The organism is Microbacterium terrae (genome assembly GCF_017831975.1).
In the GTDB taxonomy this organism is placed as follows: Bacteria; Actinomycetota; Actinomycetes; order Actinomycetales; family Microbacteriaceae; genus Microbacterium; species Microbacterium terrae.
On sequence record NZ_JAFDSS010000001.1, the window covers coordinates 3,111,382 to 3,129,728 of the forward strand.

Sequence of the window (18,347 nt, forward strand, 5' to 3'; positions counted from 1 at the left end):
CCACCCTATCGACGACGGCATTGACCGGATGCCGCGGGCCGACGAGGATCGCCGCATGGCTCACACAGTGGCGTGGTTCGACATCCCGGTGACCGACATGACGCGCGCGATCGCGTTCTACGAGGCTCTGACCGGCCAGACGCTCACGCGACTGCCCGTCGGCGCCGACGAGGAGACGGCGCTCTTCGAGGCCTCCGATGGAGATGTGAGCGGCTGCCTGTTCGCCTCTGCGGAGGACCAACCCTCCATCCACGGCTCGCGCGTGTACCTCAGCGCGGAGCCGTCGATCGATGACTGGCTCGCGCGGGTGGAGCCGGCAGGTGGTGAGGTGCTGCGTCCGAAGACGCCGATCCCGGGTCGCGGACACTTCGCGTACATCCGTGACAGCGAGGGCAACCGCGTCGGACTGCACTCATCGAGCTGATGGCGCTGCTGTTCCTGCACGGCGCGGGCGGTTACGCGGAGGACCGTCCTCTCGCCGACGCGATCGCAGCCGAACTCGGTGAGTCCGTGGACTACCCGCACTTCTCAGCCGAAGACATGGCGTACACGCATCAGGCGGACTCCATGCGAGCGGCGCTCGACGCGGTCGGTCCGAGCGATCTCGTCGCCGCGCACTCGTTCGGAGCGTCGGTCCTGTTGCGCGTCCTCGCCGAACGCGCTCGCCCGGTGCCCCGTCGCGTCGTGCTGCTCGCGATGCCCGACTGGAGCGCCGACGGCTGGGATGTCGCCGAGTACGAGTTCACCGGACCCCCACCGCTCCAGCAGGTCTCGCTGCACCACTGCCGCGATGACGCGGTCGTCGAATTCGCCCATCTCGCCCTGGCCGCTGCACTGCTGCCCGATGCCGCGGTGCACGCGCACGACGCCGGCGGCCACCAGTTCGACGGCCTCGCCCCCGTGATCGCCCGCGACCTACGAGCGTGAGCACCGCCGCGTCGCGCCCACATGGCGTCAGTCGCGCGTGAACTCCAGGATCCGGGATGCGGCAGGCGCAGCATCCCGGATGAAGGTCTCGTGACCGTGGCCGTCGATCTCCACCAGACGACCGTCGGGGAGGAGGGCGACGAGCTGCTCGCACCACCGACGCGTGGAGACGTAGTCATCCCCTCCCCGCAGCACCAGGGTCGGCACCGTCGCCGCGGGCGCGACATCCTCCGGATGGTGCACGAGCATCGCTCGGAATTTGCGTCGCAGATGCGGGCCCGCGCGCAGGTACTCGCGCAGGCCGAGGACCACCACACGCGGGCTCTCGACGAACAGGTCCTGGGCGAGCCGCGCGACCTGGCCCGACACGGATCGGGCGGCGGGGTCCACCGTCGGTCCTGCCAGCACCAGATGGGAGACGAGGGATGGATGCCGCACCGCGAGCTCCAGCGCGATCTGCGCACCCATCGAATGCCCGATGACCACGGCCCGCTCCTCGCCTCGCGATTCGAGCAGCTCGGCGATCAGGTCTGCGACGCGTTCCAGAGTCGGCGTGCGCGCGGGTTCGGCGGCCTCTCCATACCCGGGCAGGTCGATGGCCCAGACGCGGCCGTACGCGCTGAGCTGCGCCCTGAGATCGGCGAACACCCTGCGGCCCATGCCGATCCCATGGATCAGCAGGAACAGGGTCGGTCCGCTGCCGCCGGCCTCCACGACGAACTGCGCACCCTGCACGCTGACCGTGCTGACCGTGCTGTCCTCGACGGACGTGCTCGTGATCGCGTCGACGATGTCGTCGACAGCATCCTCGAGCCCCTCGTCATCCGCCACAGCCCGAGGATATTCGTCGGGATCGGGGGCCGGGATCAGGTGCGCGCCTCGGCCGAAACTGCTCTACGGCCGATCCACAGCCAGGCGACCGCCCCCAGGAGTGGGACGAGGAGCACGATCAGCACCCAGGCCAGTGCCTGCACCGCGGTGAGGCGGCGGGCGGAGCGTGCAAGGCTCACGAGCGCCGTGATCATGAGCGCGACGACGGCGATGGCCACGATCGACCACACGATGTCGTAGCCGGCGGGGATCAGAGGATTGTGCACGTCGCCCATCGCTTCAACCTAGGGCATCCCGGGCTCGGGCAGGTCGCTGACGTGGCGTGCTCAGTCGTAGGCGAGCACGAGTCCGGCAGCCACCACCACGAGGACGAGCGCACTCACCGCGAGCGCTCCGAAGAGCAGTCGCCTGAAAAGCCGTTCGTCTCCCACCCAGAGATCATCCCGCGCCAGCGTGAACGACCGGTTACCCGCCCGCGATGCTCCGTGAGACGCGCGCGCGTCAGTGGATCGTCTCGCCGCGGTCGAGCATCGCGACGTACTCGGCGACCCGCGCCGCGCGCGACTCCGGCCGCTTGAGGGTGCTCACCCGGATCGCCATCGCGAAGCGGTTCTGCGCCGACTGCGCGGCGAACGCCGCTGCGATCCTCGGGTCGGCATCGAGTGCCGCCTGGAGCTCGGCGGGAACCTCGCCGTCGCGCTGACGGTAGGCGGCATCCCACCGCCCGTCCTGCTTCGCACGGTCGATCTCGCGCTGGCCGGCGGGCCGCATGCGGCCCTCTTCGATGAGCCGGGCGACGTGTTCGATGTTCACCTTCGACCACATCCCCCGCGGTCGGCGCGGGGTGAAGACCTGCAGGAAGTAGTCCGAGTCCAGCGACTGCTTCTGACCGTCGATCCAACCGACGCACAGCGCCGCATCGAGCGCTTCGGCGTAGGTGATGCCCGGCTTGCTGCTCGCCACCTTGCGCAGACGCAGCCTCACCCCATCAGGATCAGGATCCGACTCCAGCCAACGGGTCCACTCATCGACGGTGTCGACGTGCAGCTCGGGCTTGGCGGAGTGGGCGACCATCCTCGAACGGTAGCCCCTCCCGCCGACAGAAGTGTCGCGGTGGTCGCTCATCACCCGCGTGTGGATGTCTGCCGATCAGCAAGATTCAGCCGTCTCAACGCTGCTTGGATGGCGATCGCCGCAGCCCCCCGCGCCCACGCGGTGAAGCCGGAGCGGTCGACGTGGATGCTCAGCGGGTCGGCGAGCGGGTCGCGGTCGGACAGAGCCGCCGCCTTCACCCGCTCTTCGTTCACCCCGAAGAGCTCGATTCCGTCGCCGGCGAGCACGACGGTGGGCTGCAGGGTGAAGTCGGCGGCGAGCGCGATGAGTCGTCCGAGCGCATCGGATGCGGCGTCGACGATGGAGCGTGCCGCTGGATCCCCCTGTCGAGCGAGCGCGAGCGAATCGTCGTAGGTGACGGGGCGTCGGAGCGCCGCCGACACCTGCGCGGCGATGGACCCCGATGTCAGCATTGCCTGCGCGCATCCGATGTGGCCGAGCGAGCATCGCGGACCGCTCGGCGCGAGTGGGATGTGGCCGGCGAGTCCGACCCCGGCTTCGCGGGATCGGACCACTTGGTCGTGGATGACCAGTGCGTGCCCGATGCCGGTGCCGATCGTGATGACGTTGAATCCGGGGATGCCACGCCCCGAGCCGAACCAGTGCTCCGCTTCGGCCAGCGCGATCAAGTCGTTCTCGAGCGTCACCGGCACGCCGAGCACGGCGCTGAGCATCTCGGCGAAAGGGACGTCCTCCCATCCGAGAAACGGCGCGCGCTCGACGGTGTCGTCGGTGACGGAGGCGCCGATCGCGACACCGACGCCGACGAGTTCCGATGCGCCGAGCGCGTGAACGACGCCGACGATCTGCTGGGCGACGGCGGCGGGGTCGCGGTCCGCGATGGCTGCCTCGATGGTCATGGTCGGATTGGCGCGTGCGTCGGTGGCGACTGCGTAGATGACGTCTCCGGTGAGCTTGACTCCCACGAAACCACCGAGCGACGGCGATACGTCCAGGGGTCGCACCGGCCTGCCGACGCTTCCGTCCGAGTAATCGTCGAGCTCGACCAGCACTCCGTTGTCGAGAAAGGGCTTGGCGAGCCGGGTGAGGCTCGCGGGTGACAAGTTGAGGCGCGAGGTGAGAGCGCTGCGTGAGATCGGGCCGTGGATGAGCACAGCCCGCGCAAGCGCGGATTCACTCTCTGTCAACACGCCGACCTCCTCTTCGTTTCATGATGGCACGAACACTACGTCCCAAGCGCCAGATTCCGGACGGCGAAGCCACTCTTGAGGATTAGTTATTTTCGTAGTAGAACTAATGCATGCTTCGCAACGAAGAAGGCACCCGAGCCGGGAACGCTGCCGCCCTCGCCGCTGCCACCCTCCATCTGCGTCACGGAGGGACGAGCGTCGTCATCGATGTGACGTCGTCCGCCGCACCCACCATCGTCCATTGGGGTGAGGACCTCGGCGACCTGAACCGCGCAGCACTCCAGAGCCTCGCCTCATCCGCCGTTCCACAGCGAGTGTCGGGGGGCCTCGACGTCACGCCTCGGCTGACGGTGGTCGCCACGCAGGCGGACGGGTGGCTCGGCACGCCCGGCCTCGAGGGCCACCGCGCCGGCGCGGGTGTCAGCATCCGATTCGTCGCCGCCGGGATCCAATCCAACACGCAGCGCGCCACCATCTCGCTCGTGGACACCGAAGCGCATCTCTCGGCAGAGCTCGAGTTGCGGCTCGGCGAAGCCGGGCTGCTGCACCAGCGACTGACGCTCCACAACATCGGGTCGACGGACTACACCGTGCAATCGCTGCAGCTCGCCTTCCCCGTTCCGTGGGACGCGACAGAGCTGCTCGACACCACAGGGCGCCATCTGCGCGAGCGTCACCCCCAGCGACGCGAGTTCACCTTCGGCACACACGTGCGCGAGAGCCGCCGCGGGCGGCCGGGCGCCGACGCGACCCTGCTGCTCGCGGCGGGACGACCAGGATTCGGTTTCGAGCGCGGACGGGTCCATGCGATCCACGTCGCGTGGAGCGGAAACCACCGCGTCATCGCCGAGCGTGTGGTCACGGGCGAGGCTTTCCTCGCGGGCGGCGAGCTGTACGGCCCCGGTGAGGTCATCCTCGCTCCGGGCGACACCGTCGCCACTCCCTGGGTCATCGGATCCTGGGGTGACGGGCTGAGCGAGCTTGCACACCGCTTCCACGACGAATGGCGCGACCGGCCGCAGCACCCGCGGCGCGCGCGGCCGGTGACCCTCAACACCTGGGAGGCGGTCTACTTCGATCACGACCTCGACCGGCTGACCGCGCTCGCGGACGCCGCGGCAGAGGTCGGCGTGGAGCGATTCGTGCTCGACGACGGCTGGTTCGCCGGCCGTCGCGATGACACCGCCGGCCTCGGCGACTGGTTCGTCGACGACGAGGTCTGGCCCGACGGCCTGCACCCGCTCACCGCACACGTCCATGAGCTCGGCATGGAGTTCGGGCTGTGGGTCGAGCCCGAGATGATCAACCCCGACAGCGCCCTTGCGCGCGAGCATCCGGACTGGATCCTGCGCGGTCGCATGGCGCTTCCTCCGTCGGCCCGGCAGCAGCAGGTGCTCGATCTCTCGCGCCCCGAGGCCTACGCCCACATCGCGGAGCGACTGCACGCGCTCCTCGAGGAGTACCCGATCGCCTACCTCAAGTGGGATCACAACCGCGATCTGGTGGATGCGGGGGCCGGCCCTGAAGGCGGCACCCGCGTCCGCGCACACACGCTCGCCCTGTACCGACTGCTTGACGAGCTCAAGCAGCGGCACCCAGGTGTCGAGATCGAGAGCTGCGCGTCGGGGGGCGCCCGGGTCGACCTCGGGATCCTGGACCGCACGGATCGCATCTGGACGAGCGACAGTCTCGACCCGTTGGAGCGCCTGACCAACCAGCGGTACACGGCGCTCGTCGTGCCGCCCGAGATGATGGGCATGCACCTGACCAGCCCCGTGGTCCACTCCACCGGGCGCCACGTCGACCTCGAGTTCAGCGCGGCGACCGCCCTGTTCGGGCATTTCGGTCTCGAATGGGATCTGACGAGCACCGATGCCGCGACGCGCGCCCGAATCGCAGAATGGGTCACTTTCGCCAAGCGCATCCGCCCCCTCGTCGCCACCGGCGGGACGGTGGACGTCGACGACCTCGAGACGGGCATCGACGTGCGCGGCATGGTCGCTCGCGATCTGTCGTCCGCCGTCTTCGTCATCACCCAGACGCAGACTTCCGCGTCGTACCCACCCGGGCGCGTACGTCTTCCGGGCCTCTCACCCACGCGCACCTACCGGGTCACCCTCAGCATGCTCACGCCCGACACCGCGGGCCAGTCCGAACTCACGTGGGCGTCTGAGGGTCTCACCCTCACCGGCCGTCAGTTGGCGACGATCGGCGTGCGCCCACCCGTCCAACTCCCGCAGAAGTCCGCGGTGATCGAGATCACCGCGCTCGGCTGACTCCATCCACCCCTGCGCAAGGAGGCGCATCTCATGAAAACCACCCGTCGAAGCACGATGCGAATGGTGGCGGCACTGACCGCGGCCGGTATGACAGTCGGCCTGGGGGGCTGCGCGAGCAACCCGTCGAACGGCATCACCACGTTGAACTTCTTCCAGTTCAAAGGCGAGGCGCTCGAAGACTTCGAGCAGATCATCACGGACTTCGAGGCCGAGAACCCCGACATCCGCGTGGTGCAGAATCAGGTCGCCGACGCCGACACCCTCATCCGCACGCTGCTCGTCAAAGACAAGACTCCAGACGTCATCACACTCAATGCGAACGGCAACTTCGGGCGCCTCGCACAGGCCGGCGTGTTCTACGACTTCTCCGACGAGCCGGTGCTGGACGACATCAACCCCGCGGTGCAGGAGATCCTCGCCGACCTCGGCACCAAGGACGACGAGGTGAACGGTCTCGGCTACGTCAACAACGCCAATGGTGTGATCTACAACGCCGAGATCTTCGACGAGCTCGGACTCGAGGTCCCGGAGACCTGGGACGACTTCATCGCCGTCTGCGACGCGCTGCAGGATGCCGGGATCACGCCCTTCTACGGAACCCTCGCAGACTCCTGGACCGGGCTCCCCTCGTTCAACGCGCTCGGCGCGTATCCGGCGCAGGGCGCGTTCTTCGATCAGATGCGCGAAGAAGGGGAGAGTGTCGGCCCGGACTCGGAAGTGTCGTTCCAGAAGGACTTCGCCGACGCGCTCGATCAGCAGTACGAACTCTTCTCGAACTACATGCAGGACGGCTATCGCGGTCGCACCTACGACGACGGCAACGCCGCATTCGCGAACGGCGACGTCGGGATGCTCCTCCAGGGGATCTGGGCCATCAACCCGGTCAAACAGATCAATCCCGACATCGATGCGCGCATCTTCCCGTATCCGGCCACCGAGGACCCCGACGATCGCCTGCTCGTATCGGGTGTGGACGTCGTCGTGACCATGGGCAAGCACGGACCGCACCAAGAGGAGGCGATGCGGTTCATCGACTATCTCTTCCAGAAGGACGTCATCGAGGACTTCGCCGCCTCGCAGAACATGGTCCCCTCGCTGAAGGGAGCCCGGCTCAGCGACGACCCCGCCCTGCAGTCCGTCAAGCCGTTCTTCGACGACGGCAGGATCACCGGGTTCATCGATCACCAGATCCCGCCCAGCATCCCCCTCGCGGCGATCATCCAGCAGTTCCTGTTCTCCGGCGACAGCGATGCTGCCCTCGCCACCCTCGACAGCGAGTGGGCGAAGGTCGCCGCTCGCACGATCCCTGTGACAGGAGAGTGACATGAGCACCCTCACCGAGGCCGTGCGCACCTCATCGACGGGCGGCACCGCCAAGTCACGCGCGAAGCGAACGCGCAGCGATTCGCGCCGCGCCGCGTCTGCGTACTACTGGATGGTGTGGCCGGCGGTCATCGCGTTCGCCGCATTCCACACCCTGCCCGTGGTCGTCGGCATCTTCTTCAGCTTCACGAACTACGCCGGCTACGGCGACTGGAACTTCGTCGGACTCTCCAACTATGCGAACCTCTTCCGAGACGACCGGGTCCTTCAGGCCTACGGATTCTCGTTCCTGTTCGCCATCGTCGCGACTGTCCTCACAAACGCCATCTCGCTCGCGATCGCATTGGGACTGAACGCGAAGATCAAGGCGCGGAACTTCTTCCGCGGCGTCTACTTCGTGCCGTATGTCTTGGCGATCCTCGTGATCGGGTACGTGTTCCAGTTCTTCTTCTCGAACTCGCTGCCGAAGATCCTGTCGGGAATCCCGCTGTTCGCGGACAACATCCTGACCAATGAGACGTGGGCGTGGACCGCGATCGTGACGCTCGCAGTCTGGCAGGCCTGCGCGTTCTCGATCATCATCTACCTCTCGGGTCTTCAGACGATCCCCGCCGAGCTGTACGAGGCCGCCTCACTGGACGGAGCCTCGGCCGGCCGGCAGTTCTGGTCGATCACGTTCCCCCTCATCAGCGCCTTCTTCACGATCAATGTGGTCCTCAGCCTGAAGGGCTTCCTGCAGGTGTTCGATCCGATCGTCGCCCTCACCAACGGCGGGCCCGGCACCGCGACCGAGTCCGTCACCCTCCTCATCTTCCGAGGCGGGTTCTCCGGAGGAGAGTTCGCCTACCAGACGGCGAACGCCGTGGTCTTCTTCATCGTGATCACCGTCATATCGCTCCTCCAATTCCGGGTCCTTCAGCGCAGAGAGGCCGAATTCTGATGACCACCACGACCAACACCGCCGCACAGATCACCGAAGCCGCCCCGTCGCGGCGACGCCGGATGCGTGAGCCCTCCGACGACACGCGCAAGACCAACTGGTGGGCGACCGCGCTCATCGCCGTCTGCTCCCTCACGGTTCTCATCCCGATGTACCTGGCGGTCGTCGTCGCTCTCAAGACGCCCGACCAGTTGACGTCGGGCACCGGGTTCGAATGGCCGAACCCGATCCGGTGGGAGAACTTCGCGGATGCGTGGACCCGAACGGACTTCCCACAGGCTCTGGCGAACACGGCGATGATCACCGTCGGGTCCGTCGTCTTCACCTTGCTGACAAGCTCGGTCGTCGCCTATGCGCTGGCACGGAACATCCATCGGCCCTTCTTCAAGGGCGTGTTCTTCTACCTGCTCGCGGCGCTGTTCATCCCGTTCCCCATCATCATGCTTCCGCTGGTGAAGCAGACCGCGATCCTGGGCCTCGACAACCAGGCCGGCCTCATCGTGCTGTACACGATCTACGGGCTGAGTCTGAACATCTTCATCTACACGGCCTACATCCGCTCGATACCGATCGAGCTCGAAGAGGCAGCGCGGATGGACGGCGCAAGCACGTGGGGGGTGTTCTGGAGGATCATCTTCCCCCTGCTCACTCCGATGAACGCCACTGTCGGCATCCTCACCTGCGTCTGGGCGTGGAACGACTTCATCATGCCTCTCGTCGTGCTCACCGACCCTGCTGCTCGCACGCTGCCACTCGCCCAGTACGTCTTCCAGGGGCAGTTCAACACGGACTACACGGTCGCGTTCGCCTCCTACCTCATGGCCATGGCACCCCTGTTGATCGTCTACATCTTCAGTCAGCGATGGGTCATCTCCGGCGTCACCCGCGGGTCCATCAAATAGATCGCACTCCGGTTCGAGGAACGCGAGCTGGAACCCCTCCTCGATCGGCTGCAGCTGGACGCCGACCCCGACGCCGTCTTCGGCCCCCGGTGACCGGACGCGAGACGATCGACCAGGTCGACCCGAGCGGAGGGAGTACGTTCGGATCATGAGCGACAGGACAGTCGGCCGGCTGATCGGCGTCAGTGCGGCGATCGCCGCCGCTGGAGCGATCGTCGCCGTCGTCTACTTCTTCCAGCCGTGGCGCAGCTGCGATTATGAAGACACCTCGGCCGGCTGCGCCATGCTCCCGGCCGACGCCACCGTCATGCTCGTCGCGGTCCTCGTCACGCTCGCTGCCTGCGGCCTGCTCGTCATCGGGCTCGCCGTTCGGCGGACCCGTGCGAGCGAAGCCGGATCTCGCGTCGCCCGCTGACACCCGGGCGAAGATCGATCCGAAGCGATCGCGGCGCCGGCATCCGCTCACCCGCACGCGAAACGCCCCGACCTCTGCACAGCAGGACGGGGCGTTCGCGTGGTGGGCGTCGCCGCTCGAGCGGCGATGGCCTCAGGAGGTCAGGCCGTCGACGTACTCCTGGTTGTCGGCGATCCACTGCTCGACGATGGGGCCGTAGTCGTCGCCGTCGTACTCGTTGAACATCGCGTCCTCGAGCGAGTAGAGCAGGTCGCTGGGCATCTCGAAGTCCGAGATCCACTCGTGCACCTCGGGGAAGTCCTCGCCGAACGACGTCGACGCGACCGAGTGGATGCCCTCGGCGTCGCCGAGGAGGCCCTGCGGGTCTTCGAGGTCCTTGATCGGGAACGCGCTGTACGCCCAGTGCGGACGCCACAGCGTGACGACGATGTTCTCACCGGCATCCGTCGCCGACTGCAGCTCGGCGAGCATGGCGGGGGTGGATGCCTCGATGAGGTTCATGTCTTCGAGACCGTAGCCGGGCACGACCTCGTCGGCCGTGATGCGCATGAGGCCCGAACCGGGCTCGATGCCTACGATCTCGTCGCCGAACAGGTCGGCGTTGTCGGCCAGCTCGTCGAGCGAGTCGATGGGGGCGTCCTCGTTCACCGCGATGGTGAGCGCGGCTTCGTCGTTCCAGGCGCCCAGGTCGTCGAGGTCGTCGCCGTACTGCTCCATGTAGTCGGCGTGCGTGATCGGCAGCCACGTGTCGAGCACGAGGTCGAAGTCTCCGCCGGCGAGGCCCGCGTAGACCGGGGCCACGTCGGCATAGGTGAGCTCGACGTCGTAGCCCTTGTCGGCCAGGATCGCCTCCCACAGGTACGACGCGGCGATGCCCTCGTCCCAGCCGTTGAACACGGCGAGCTCGATCGCACGATCGGCGCCGCCCTCAGCCGCGTCCGCGTCTCCGTCGGTGCTCGAGCATCCGGTCAGGACGAGAGCCGCAGCTCCTGCCAGCGCGATGCCCGATGCCAGGTGCTTCCTCTTGGTCATCATGTCGACTTCCTCTCCATCCGCGCTTGCTGTCCGCGGATCGGTCTTGGTCACGACGCACGAATCTCGCGCGCCGCCGGCGGGCTGATGCACCCGCCTGGTCGTGAAGTGACGGATGCCGCGGCTCGCGGCATCCGTCACGAAAGTCAGCCCGCGACGGGGATGCGGCTCACCGAGCCGGCGGCATCCTGCTTGTCGCGCGCGGAACGCGCCTTCGACACCCGACGCGACCGGTCGGGATCGGCGAAGGCCGACGTGAGCCGGTCGAGGATCATCGCGATCATCACGACCGAGATGCCCGCCTCGAACGCGAGGCCGATGTTGATGCGGCCGAGGGCGCGCACGATCTCGCCGCCGAGGCCGCCGGCACCCACCATGCCCGAGATGACCACCATCGACAGGCTGAGCATGATGATCTGATTGACGCCGGCCATGATGCTCGGCAGCGCGAGCGGCAGCTGGATCTGGCGCAGGATGCGGCCGGGTGTGGCGCCGAACGCCTGTCCGGCCTCGACCACCTCGGCGTCGACACCGCGGATGCCGAGCTCGGTGAGGCGCACACCTGGTGCGAGGGCGAACAGGATCGTCGCGATCATGCCCGGCACCGCGCCGACGCCGAAGAAGACGATGGCGGGGATCAGGTACACGAACGCGGGGATCGTCTGCAGGAAGTCGAGCACCGGGCGCACCACGCGCGAGACGTGGTCGTTGCGCGCGGCCCAGATGCCGACCGGGATGCTGATCGCGGTCGCGATCGCGGCGGCGACCAGCACGAGGGCGAGGGTGTCCATCGCCGCTTCCCACTGATCGACCAGCACGATCAGCAGCAGGCCGAGGGCGGTGCCGAGGGCCAGCTTCCAGCCCTTCACCCAGAAGGCGAACGCGGCGAAGACGATGATGATCGCCCAGAACGGCGGGGACACGAGCAGCCATTCGAGACCGTCGTAGACAGCGCCGAGCACCGACGAGATCGCGTCGAAGAGCCAGCCGAGCACGTCGCCGAGGAAGTCGACGAGTGCCTCGACCCACTGACCAAGGGGGAGTCGCAGGTTCTCCATCACACGCCTCCTTCCGTCACGGATGCCGCCGGCACGGCGGCCACGGTGGCTGCGGCCGCGGTGCGCTGGGTCGGCGCGTCGGCGTTCGTCGCATCGGCGTTCGTCGCGCGGGTCGATGCGCGGGTGGCGGGTGCGGCCGAGGCGCCGGCGCCGACCGGCTCGCCGACGGCGGCGGACTCGCCGACGGCGGCGAGGGTCTGCGCGAACTCCGCCTCGGGTACGGTGACCGGGGCCTCGATGATCGGGATCTCGGTGGTCTGAGGATCGACGTTGCCGAGCGCGGCGAGGAGCGTCACGCGCGGGATCGTGCCGAGGAGGCGTCCGGAGTCGTCGACGACGGCGATCGGGATGGGGCTCTCGACGGAGCGCTCCACCACGTCGGTGAGGGGATCGTCGGGGCCGACGACGGGCTGCGCGCTGCTGACGATCGAGCGCAGGTCGCTGGTGCCGGCCTTGACCGCGCGCACGACGGCGCGATCGGTGACCGCGCCGATGTACCGGCGGTTCTCGAGCACCGCGACCGAGCCGACCTGCAGGTCGCGCATCACCCGAAGGGCGCCGCGCACACCGGCGCTCACCGGCGTGGTGGCGGCGGCCGGGGCCATCACGGCCCCCGCCGTGAGCACGCGGGCACGGTCGACGTCCTGCACGAACTGGGCGACGTAGTCGTTGGCGGGGTCGGTGAGGATCTCTTCAGGGGTGCCGTTCTGCACGATGCGGCCGTCGCGCATCACCGCGATGCGGTCGCCGAGGAACATCGCCTCGTTGAGGTCGTGGGTGATGAAGATGATGGTGCGTCCGAGCTCGCGCTGCAGCTCGACGAGCTGCTCCTGCATCTCGCGCCGGATGAGGGGGTCGAGCGCCGAGAAGGCCTCGTCCATCAGCAGGATGTCGGTGCCGGCGGTGAGCGCACGGGCGAGGCCCACGCGCTGGCGCATCCCGCCCGACAGCTCGTCGGGCATCGCCTCGGCGCGGTCGCCGAGGCCGACCTTCGCGAGGATCTCCTGCGCGCGGCGGCGACGCTCATCGCGGCCCACACCCTGGATCTCAAGCGCATAGGCGGCGTTGTCGAGCACGGTGCGGTGCGGCAGCAGGGCGAAGTGCTGGAAGACCATCGAGATCGACGAGCGGCGGATGTCGCGCAGCTCTTTCGGCGACGCGTCGCCGACGCTGCGGCCCTGCACCAGCACGTCTCCGGCGGTCGGCTCGTTCAGGCCGTTCAGCATGCGGATGATCGTGGACTTGCCCGAGCCCGACAGGCCCATGATCACGAAGATCTCTCCTCGCTGCACCGTGAAGCTCGCGTCGATGACGGCGGCGGTCCCGGCGTCGGCGACATCGCTGCGGGTGGCGCCCGCCTTCAGCCGGCGGACGGCGTCTTTCGGGTTGCGTCCGAAGACCTTGTGTAGATTGCGCGCCTCAAGGGCGGGTTCGACGGTCACGTGCTCCACCTCGACGACGCACGTCTGCGCGTCGTCTCTGGTTGCGCCCGGGTGACGATCATCGGCGCCGCCCGGCATCGCACACACGCGACACAGCAGCACTTCCGGCGACGCAACATCGGGTTCGTCGCCCAGACCGCCGACCATACGTCCGCCGCACCGGGATCCCCAGGACCTCACTCGCGCGGCGACCGCGGACTGGTCGTCAGTGGCCCGAAGGCCATCGTCCACGGTAACGATCATGCCGGTGAATGTAAAACCGAGCCCCTGACGGTGTTCGGCTGGTGGCCTCGCCGAGGCTGGCCTCGACACGTTCGGCGAGGCTGCGCTATTCACCCACTGACCAGCGGATTTCCCTCCCGGCAATGTCGGAGGCCCCTGCCATGATGAGGGGTATGGAAGACCTCGTCGAACGGCTCGAACAGCTCGATTCGCTGCTCGCCGATGCGACGGAATCGGCGCTCTCTTCCGGGATGCTCGGCTCGCTGTCGAACGATCGGCTGCTCGAGGCGATCGCGGCTGCATCCCGCATCTCCCGACGCGCCGAGGCGCTGCTGATCGAGAGCACATCGCAGGTGGAAGACCGGTCCGACATCGGGGTGCCGCGCGAGGCGCGGCTCACCACGATGCTCGGCTGCGCGTCGACAACCGAGGTCATCCAGCGCGCGACGGGCCTCTCATCGCGGTCGGCGAAGAACCTGCGAGCGGCGGGGCGCGCGATCGTGCAGCGGGTGGCGCTGTCGTCGGGCGAGACCCTTCCCGCCGAATTCCCCGCGATGCGCGCGGCGCTGATCTCCGGCCACGTCGGCGTCGATGGCCTGCTCGCCGTGACCGGGCCGCTCGCGCACCTCGTCGGCACCGCCGGGCGCGCGGCCCACGCCGCCGCCGACGAAGAGCTCGCGCGGTCGGCACGGGGGGGGTAGGGGCGGATGCTGCTCCCCCGGCATCCGCCGACGAGCTGCGCGCACTCGCGACGGTGTGGGCGATCTACTTCGACCAGGACGGCGCCGAGCCTCGCGACGTTCGCGCCGCGCGCCGACGAGGGCTGCGGATCGGCCCCCTCCGCGACGGGGTCATGGCCGTGTCGGGAAACCTGCTCGCCGAGGTCGGAGCGCAGCTGCAGCTCGTCCTGGACTGCCTGAACAACCCGCGTGTCGACGGGGCGGCCGCGACGGGCCCGTGCTTCGAGCCGGCCTTCGCCGGCGGGGCAGACGCCGGCACAGTCGATGAGCCGGATCCCGCCCTGCTCGCAGCCGCCGACACCCGGACCCGCACCCAGAAGCAGCACGACGCCTTTGCGACGATGCTGTCCAAGGTGGCGGCATCCGGAGCCCTGCCCACCAGCGGCGGGGCGGCGCCCACGCTGGTCGTCTCCGTCCGTGAAGACGACGTCATGGCGGGGCGCGGGTACGCGCACATCAGCGGTCTCGACGAGCCCGTGTCGCTCGGCGTCGCGCGGCACATCGCGTGCGCAGGAGCGGTGCAGCGCATCGTGCACGACGACGCCGGCCGCATCGTCTCGATCAGCACCCTCGACCGCGTGTTCAACCATCACCAGCGGCGAGCGATCGGCCTGCGCGACGGGGGGTGCCTCATCCCCGGGTGTCAGGTGCCGGCGGAGTGGTGCGAGATCCACCACGTGCAGGAGCACTCCCGCGGTGGCCCGACCCACACCGACAACGGCGTGCTCCTCTGCTGGCACCATCACCGCACGATCGATACCGGCGGATGGAAGATCCGCATGAACCGCGGGGTTCCCGAGGTGCGGGGTCCGAGTTGGTGGGATGCCTCGCAGCGCTGGCGCGCCGCCACCACGTCTCCGACGCGGATGCGGGAGCGGGTCGCACGCCGCACGTGATGCCGGCCGGCGGTTCGGGCGCCGGGCGACGACCGGGTTCAGGCAGCGGCAGACGCCGACCACGTGCTCGGCGGAGGAGGTGTCGACCAGCCGTCCGCGTCGTGGGCGTGCTCGAGCGTCTGCACCGCCCAGAACACCGCGAAGGTCACGAGACCGATCACCTCGACGATGAACACCGCGTCGCCGATGTCGACGCTGGCGCCACGGATGAGCAGGACCACCGCCGCGATGATGTCGCCCACGAAGGCGACAGCGAGCAGCGTGTAGATCACGGCGTAGGTGCGCCTCGAGAGGAACGCCGGGTACACGGTGTCGTCGCCGAACCACTGCCGGACCGCCTCCATCACCGTGACGATCATGATGACGATGAAGAACGTGCCCGCGGCGATCAGGTGACCCCACATCTGCAGGCCCTCCTGGGCGATCGGCGACCACGGCGACCACCAGAGCACGAGGTACAGCGCGAGGGTGGCGGTGCCGATCACGAAGATGATCCAGTACCACCACGACTGCACCTGCCCGGCTCTGACATCGCGCCACACGCCGAGGACGAACGCGGCGACGAGGATGACAGCCACGAGCGTCACCCACACCCAGAACCCGACCGAGACGTAGGCCAACTGGTCGGCCGGGATGCAGTCGAGCCCCGACGGCCAGCCCGTGACGCACGCGCCGACCTCGGCCTCAGGCCCGACCTCCCCGCGCAGCGTGCGCGTCGGGACGATCGCGATCAACGGCGCCAGCAGCGCCGCGTAGTCGAGGAGCCGGCTCTGCACCCCGCTCCCCGAGATCACGACGAGCGCCAGCGCGGCCGCACACAGCGCCGCCGTGAACACGATGCGCGCGGGCGAGTAGTAGTAGTGGCTGATCGAGCGGAGGATGTCGGCGTCCTCCGGCTTGAAGCCCGACGGGGTGAACGCGATGGCGAGGAAGATCGCGGCGACCACGCCCACCAGGCTGATCCGCAGGTACAGGTACGACCTCTTCAGGGTCTCGAGGTGCTGCTCGGCGTGAGACACGATCGACGTCCTCCCGGATCACTGGCCCCACCCACGGATCGCCCGCGGCGCAGCCGACAGGCCCCGCAATTGCGCACAGTCTGATGGCGACGCACCGCTCACTGCAAGGGGGATCTCCGATCACCCGGGCCGGTTCGCCTCGATCCAGTCGTCGATCCGCTCGAACCACGAGAACAGCCAGTCGGCCTGCTCGTCGCGGTCATCGGGGATGTCGGCATGGCCGACGCGCCACGCGCGCATCGTGATGCGCTTGTCCATCGGCAGCGCGCGCCAGATGTCGCCGAGCGTGAGCAGACCGTCGAGGCCGGTGTGGCCGATGAACACCATGTCGGGTTCGGATGCCGCGGCCAGCGCTGCGTGCACGCCGCCGGGCTGGGGCGGCATCACATGGCGCAGCTCTTCGGCGCGCTGCGCGAGGTCCTCGCGCCCCGCCGCCCGCAGCCGGGCGACCCGCGACCGGCGCCGGCGCTCCGACACCTGACCGCCCTCGGGGAAGATGACGAGCGCGTCCTGCCCGGTGAGCCCGTCGGCGAGCTCCTCGATCGACCTCTCGACCGCCTGCCCTCCTCCGCCGCGCCCCCGCCCGAATCCGGTCGGATGGATGAAGCGCGTGGGGATGCGGTTCAGCAGCACGTCGATCGCCGGGTCCCACTGCAGGGTGTCTTTGAGCACGATCCGCGGACGCCGGTGCGCGCTGTTGAGGAGGGTGTGGATGAGGATGAACGAATCGCCCGGCCCCCCGTGCCGTGAGGCGACGACCAGCGGCACATCGGGCCCGAGCAGGGCGTCGAATGCGGCGGCATCCGGATCCTCACCCGCACGCGTCTCGATCTCGAGCCGCAGCACGGCGCCGAACACCCAGAACAGCAGTCGCAGCGCCCAGGCGCCCACGCGATAGTGGGCACTGATGAACGCCGGCGAGCGCAGCTTCCACCCGAACCCCGATCCCACCCACAGGGCGAAGAGAACGAGCAGCAGCATCGAGTCCCAGAGCAGATACACCGTGACGAGCCACAGCACACGCACCAGGCGGAAGCGGCCGGGCACGAGCGAGGTGAGGGCGAGCGCGACCAGCAGCCACAGCGGCGCGGTCACGAGCAGCGTCACGCCCGCGAGGAAGACGGCCGGCGCGAGCACCAGCCGGCGCAGCCACGGCGGAGGCAGCCGCATCAGACGGAACCCGCCGGGGCCGGATCGTCGAGGTACGCCCAGGTCGCCTCGAAGGCACGATCGATGCGCTTCTGAACCGTCGCCATGCGGCGGTACGACATCAGCGAGTCGTCTCCGTCGAGCTCGCCGCCGCTCGGCAGCACGTGCAGGTCGACGTCGGGCGGCAGGGTGGCGAGGTCGCGCGCGAACCGGTGCCGTCGGGCGATCTCGAACGCCACGCGAGCGGCGTCGACGAGCGACCGCGGGGCCACGAGGGGCGTCTCGACCCGCCCGACCTGCAGCACGTATACGGTCGTTGCGCCCGCGGTGAGCGCCTGCTCGATGGGGATCGAGTTGACGATGCCGCCGTCGATATAGTGCTCGCCGTCGATCTCGACCGCAGGGAGCAGCCCCGGCACGGCCGACGACGCGAGGATCGCCTCGATGAGCGGCCCCGACTCGAACACGCGCTCCGCGGCGCGCTCGACGTTCGCTGCGACGACCCTCAGCGGCACGACGAGGTCTTCGAAGCGCGTGGTCGCGCCGAGGGCGGTCGTGAGCAGCTCGCGCAGCGGTTCGGGCGAGCTCAGGTGCGTGCGGGTCTTCATCAGCCGCCCGAACTGGCGCACCAGCGACTCGCCGTAGACCGCGTCGGCCTCGGGCGACATCCACGCCCGGCTGAGCGGCTCGATCACCGCGGGCGTCGGGTCGCGCGCGACGAGCGCTCCGTTGATCGCGCCGATCGAGGTGCCGACGACGACATCGGGACGGATGCCGCGCTCGAGGAGCGCCCGCAGCATGCCGATCTCGACGGCGCCGCGCACGCCGCCACCGCCGAGGACGAACGCGACCGTCATGCCCCACACCCTAGCCGCCGCCCCGAGCCGGACAAGATGCGGACGGGGGTC

The 18,347-nt window shown here is 68.7% G+C and carries 19 protein-coding genes; 9 read left to right on the forward strand and 10 right to left on the reverse strand.

Annotation, left to right across the window (positions count from 1 at the left end; translation table 11 throughout):
- The first annotated feature begins 55 nt into the window (after window positions 1-55).
- Both JOD63_RS14210 and JOD63_RS14215 read left to right on the forward strand, forming a co-directional pair.
- Window positions 56-424 carry a VOC family protein gene (locus JOD63_RS14210; protein ID WP_045276682.1) on the forward strand — a complete coding sequence of 123 codons (369 nt, stop codon included), beginning with the start codon at window positions 56-58 and terminating at the stop codon, window positions 422-424.
- A complete protein-coding gene (locus JOD63_RS14215; RefSeq protein ID WP_045276681.1) occupies window positions 424-927 on the forward strand; it encodes an alpha/beta hydrolase in 504 nt (167 codons plus the stop codon). Before JOD63_RS14210 ends, JOD63_RS14215 begins: the two co-directional genes overlap by 1 nt.
- 27 nt (window positions 928-954) lie before the next feature.
- On the opposite strand, the gene JOD63_RS14220 is transcribed toward JOD63_RS14215, so the two are convergent.
- The 4 genes from JOD63_RS14220 to JOD63_RS14235 form a co-directional block, all read right to left on the reverse strand.
- Window positions 955-1,758, reverse strand: a complete 804-nt coding sequence (locus JOD63_RS14220) for an alpha/beta fold hydrolase (protein ID WP_245618042.1) — start codon at window positions 1,756-1,758, stop codon at window positions 955-957.
- Window positions 1,759-1,793: 35 nt separating this feature from the next.
- Window positions 1,794-2,033 carry a PLDc N-terminal domain-containing protein gene (locus JOD63_RS14225; RefSeq protein ID WP_045276679.1) on the reverse strand — a complete coding sequence of 80 codons (240 nt, stop codon included), beginning with the start codon at window positions 2,031-2,033 and terminating at the stop codon, window positions 1,794-1,796.
- A 226-nt stretch (window positions 2,034-2,259) separates the two neighbouring features.
- On the reverse strand, window positions 2,260-2,832 hold the full coding sequence (locus tag JOD63_RS14230; protein WP_045276678.1) for a YdeI/OmpD-associated family protein: 573 nt from the start codon (window positions 2,830-2,832) through the stop codon (window positions 2,260-2,262).
- Between the two features lie 50 nt (window positions 2,833-2,882).
- A complete protein-coding gene (locus JOD63_RS14235) occupies window positions 2,883-4,022 on the reverse strand; it encodes an ROK family protein (RefSeq protein WP_045276677.1) in 1,140 nt (379 codons plus the stop codon).
- Between the two features lie 110 nt (window positions 4,023-4,132).
- On the opposite strand from JOD63_RS14235, the gene JOD63_RS14240 reads away from it, so the two are divergent.
- From JOD63_RS14240 to JOD63_RS14260, 5 genes are all read left to right on the forward strand, one after another.
- Complete coding sequence (locus JOD63_RS14240; RefSeq protein ID WP_045276676.1) at window positions 4,133-6,298, forward strand: alpha-galactosidase; 2,166 nt, start codon at window positions 4,133-4,135, stop codon at window positions 6,296-6,298.
- A 33-nt stretch (window positions 6,299-6,331) separates the two neighbouring features.
- Window positions 6,332-7,624 (forward strand): ABC transporter substrate-binding protein, encoded by a 1,293-nt coding sequence (locus JOD63_RS14245; RefSeq protein ID WP_045276675.1) that lies wholly within the window; start codon window positions 6,332-6,334, stop codon window positions 7,622-7,624.
- Between the two features lies 1 nt (window position 7,625).
- Complete coding sequence (locus tag JOD63_RS14250; protein WP_084613674.1) at window positions 7,626-8,564, forward strand: carbohydrate ABC transporter permease; 939 nt, start codon at window positions 7,626-7,628, stop codon at window positions 8,562-8,564.
- Entirely contained in the window at window positions 8,564-9,466 is a 903-nt protein-coding gene (locus JOD63_RS14255) for a carbohydrate ABC transporter permease (protein ID WP_045276674.1), read from the forward strand. Before JOD63_RS14250 ends, JOD63_RS14255 begins: the two co-directional genes overlap by 1 nt.
- Before the next feature lie 148 nt (window positions 9,467-9,614).
- Complete coding sequence (locus JOD63_RS14260; protein WP_045276673.1) at window positions 9,615-9,881, forward strand: hypothetical protein; 267 nt, start codon at window positions 9,615-9,617, stop codon at window positions 9,879-9,881.
- A 132-nt stretch (window positions 9,882-10,013) separates the two neighbouring features.
- Here JOD63_RS14260 and JOD63_RS14265 read toward each other — a convergent pair whose 3' ends face one another.
- The 3 genes from JOD63_RS14265 to JOD63_RS14275 form a co-directional block, all read right to left on the reverse strand.
- Entirely contained in the window at window positions 10,014-10,916 is a 903-nt protein-coding gene (locus tag JOD63_RS14265; RefSeq protein WP_045276672.1) for a glycine betaine ABC transporter substrate-binding protein, read from the reverse strand.
- Between the two features lie 143 nt (window positions 10,917-11,059).
- Entirely contained in the window at window positions 11,060-11,971 is a 912-nt protein-coding gene (locus JOD63_RS14270; protein ID WP_052682598.1) for an ABC transporter permease, read from the reverse strand.
- The gene (locus JOD63_RS14275) at window positions 11,971-13,413 is read right to left on the reverse strand and encodes a quaternary amine ABC transporter ATP-binding protein (RefSeq protein ID WP_245618040.1); all 1,443 of its coding nucleotides are present in this window, start codon (window positions 13,411-13,413) and stop codon (window positions 11,971-11,973) included. The genes JOD63_RS14270 and JOD63_RS14275 overlap by 1 nt, the downstream gene beginning before the upstream one ends.
- Before the next feature lie 395 nt (window positions 13,414-13,808).
- Between JOD63_RS14275 and JOD63_RS17880 the strand changes: the two genes are divergently transcribed.
- Together JOD63_RS17880 and JOD63_RS17885 are read left to right on the forward strand one after the other, a co-directional pair.
- Window positions 13,809-14,336 carry a hypothetical protein gene (locus JOD63_RS17880; RefSeq protein ID WP_045276670.1) on the forward strand — a complete coding sequence of 176 codons (528 nt, stop codon included), beginning with the start codon at window positions 13,809-13,811 and terminating at the stop codon, window positions 14,334-14,336.
- Between the two features lie 53 nt (window positions 14,337-14,389).
- On the forward strand, window positions 14,390-15,271 hold the full coding sequence (locus tag JOD63_RS17885; protein WP_045276669.1) for an HNH endonuclease signature motif containing protein: 882 nt from the start codon (window positions 14,390-14,392) through the stop codon (window positions 15,269-15,271).
- Between the two features lie 38 nt (window positions 15,272-15,309).
- Here JOD63_RS17885 and JOD63_RS14285 read toward each other — a convergent pair whose 3' ends face one another.
- The 3 genes from JOD63_RS14285 to JOD63_RS14295 form a co-directional block, all read right to left on the reverse strand.
- On the reverse strand, window positions 15,310-16,290 hold the full coding sequence (locus tag JOD63_RS14285) for a hypothetical protein (protein WP_052682597.1): 981 nt from the start codon (window positions 16,288-16,290) through the stop codon (window positions 15,310-15,312).
- A 120-nt stretch (window positions 16,291-16,410) separates the two neighbouring features.
- Window positions 16,411-17,460: a 1-acyl-sn-glycerol-3-phosphate acyltransferase gene (locus JOD63_RS14290; RefSeq protein ID WP_045276668.1), complete on the reverse strand. Its 1,050-nt coding sequence runs from the start codon at window positions 17,458-17,460 to the stop codon at window positions 16,411-16,413.
- Entirely contained in the window at window positions 17,460-18,296 is an 837-nt protein-coding gene (locus JOD63_RS14295) for a patatin-like phospholipase family protein (protein ID WP_045276667.1), read from the reverse strand. The genes JOD63_RS14290 and JOD63_RS14295 overlap by 1 nt, the downstream gene beginning before the upstream one ends.
- Window positions 18,297-18,347: the final 51 nt, after the last annotated feature.

Bases quoted from the DNA above. Each gene is read 5' to 3' on its own strand.
- JOD63_RS14240 (WP_045276676.1), top strand. From the start codon at position 4,133: ATGCTTCGCAACGAAGAAGGCACCCGAGCCGGGAACGCTGCCGCCCTC.
- JOD63_RS14270 (WP_052682598.1), bottom strand. From the start codon at position 11,971: ATGGAGAACCTGCGACTCCCCCTTGGTCAGTGGGTCGAGGCACTCGTC.
- JOD63_RS14290 (WP_045276668.1), bottom strand. From the start codon at position 17,460: ATGCGGCTGCCTCCGCCGTGGCTGCGCCGGCTGGTGCTCGCGCCGGCC.
- JOD63_RS14215 (WP_045276681.1), top strand. From the start codon at position 424: ATGGCGCTGCTGTTCCTGCACGGCGCGGGCGGTTACGCGGAGGACCGT.
- JOD63_RS14245 (WP_045276675.1), top strand. From the start codon at position 6,332: ATGAAAACCACCCGTCGAAGCACGATGCGAATGGTGGCGGCACTGACC.
- JOD63_RS14295 (WP_045276667.1), bottom strand. From the start codon at position 18,296: ATGACGGTCGCGTTCGTCCTCGGCGGTGGCGGCGTGCGCGGCGCCGTC.
- JOD63_RS14210 (WP_045276682.1), top strand. From the start codon at position 56: ATGGCTCACACAGTGGCGTGGTTCGACATCCCGGTGACCGACATGACG.
- JOD63_RS17880 (WP_045276670.1), top strand. From the start codon at position 13,809: ATGGAAGACCTCGTCGAACGGCTCGAACAGCTCGATTCGCTGCTCGCC.
- JOD63_RS14230 (WP_045276678.1), bottom strand. From the start codon at position 2,832: ATGGTCGCCCACTCCGCCAAGCCCGAGCTGCACGTCGACACCGTCGAT.
- JOD63_RS14250 (WP_084613674.1), top strand. From the start codon at position 7,626: ATGAGCACCCTCACCGAGGCCGTGCGCACCTCATCGACGGGCGGCACC.
- JOD63_RS14255 (WP_045276674.1), top strand. From the start codon at position 8,564: ATGACCACCACGACCAACACCGCCGCACAGATCACCGAAGCCGCCCCG.
- JOD63_RS14225 (WP_045276679.1), bottom strand. From the start codon at position 2,033: ATGGGCGACGTGCACAATCCTCTGATCCCCGCCGGCTACGACATCGTG.
- JOD63_RS14265 (WP_045276672.1), bottom strand. From the start codon at position 10,916: ATGATGACCAAGAGGAAGCACCTGGCATCGGGCATCGCGCTGGCAGGA.
- JOD63_RS14260 (WP_045276673.1), top strand. From the start codon at position 9,615: ATGAGCGACAGGACAGTCGGCCGGCTGATCGGCGTCAGTGCGGCGATC.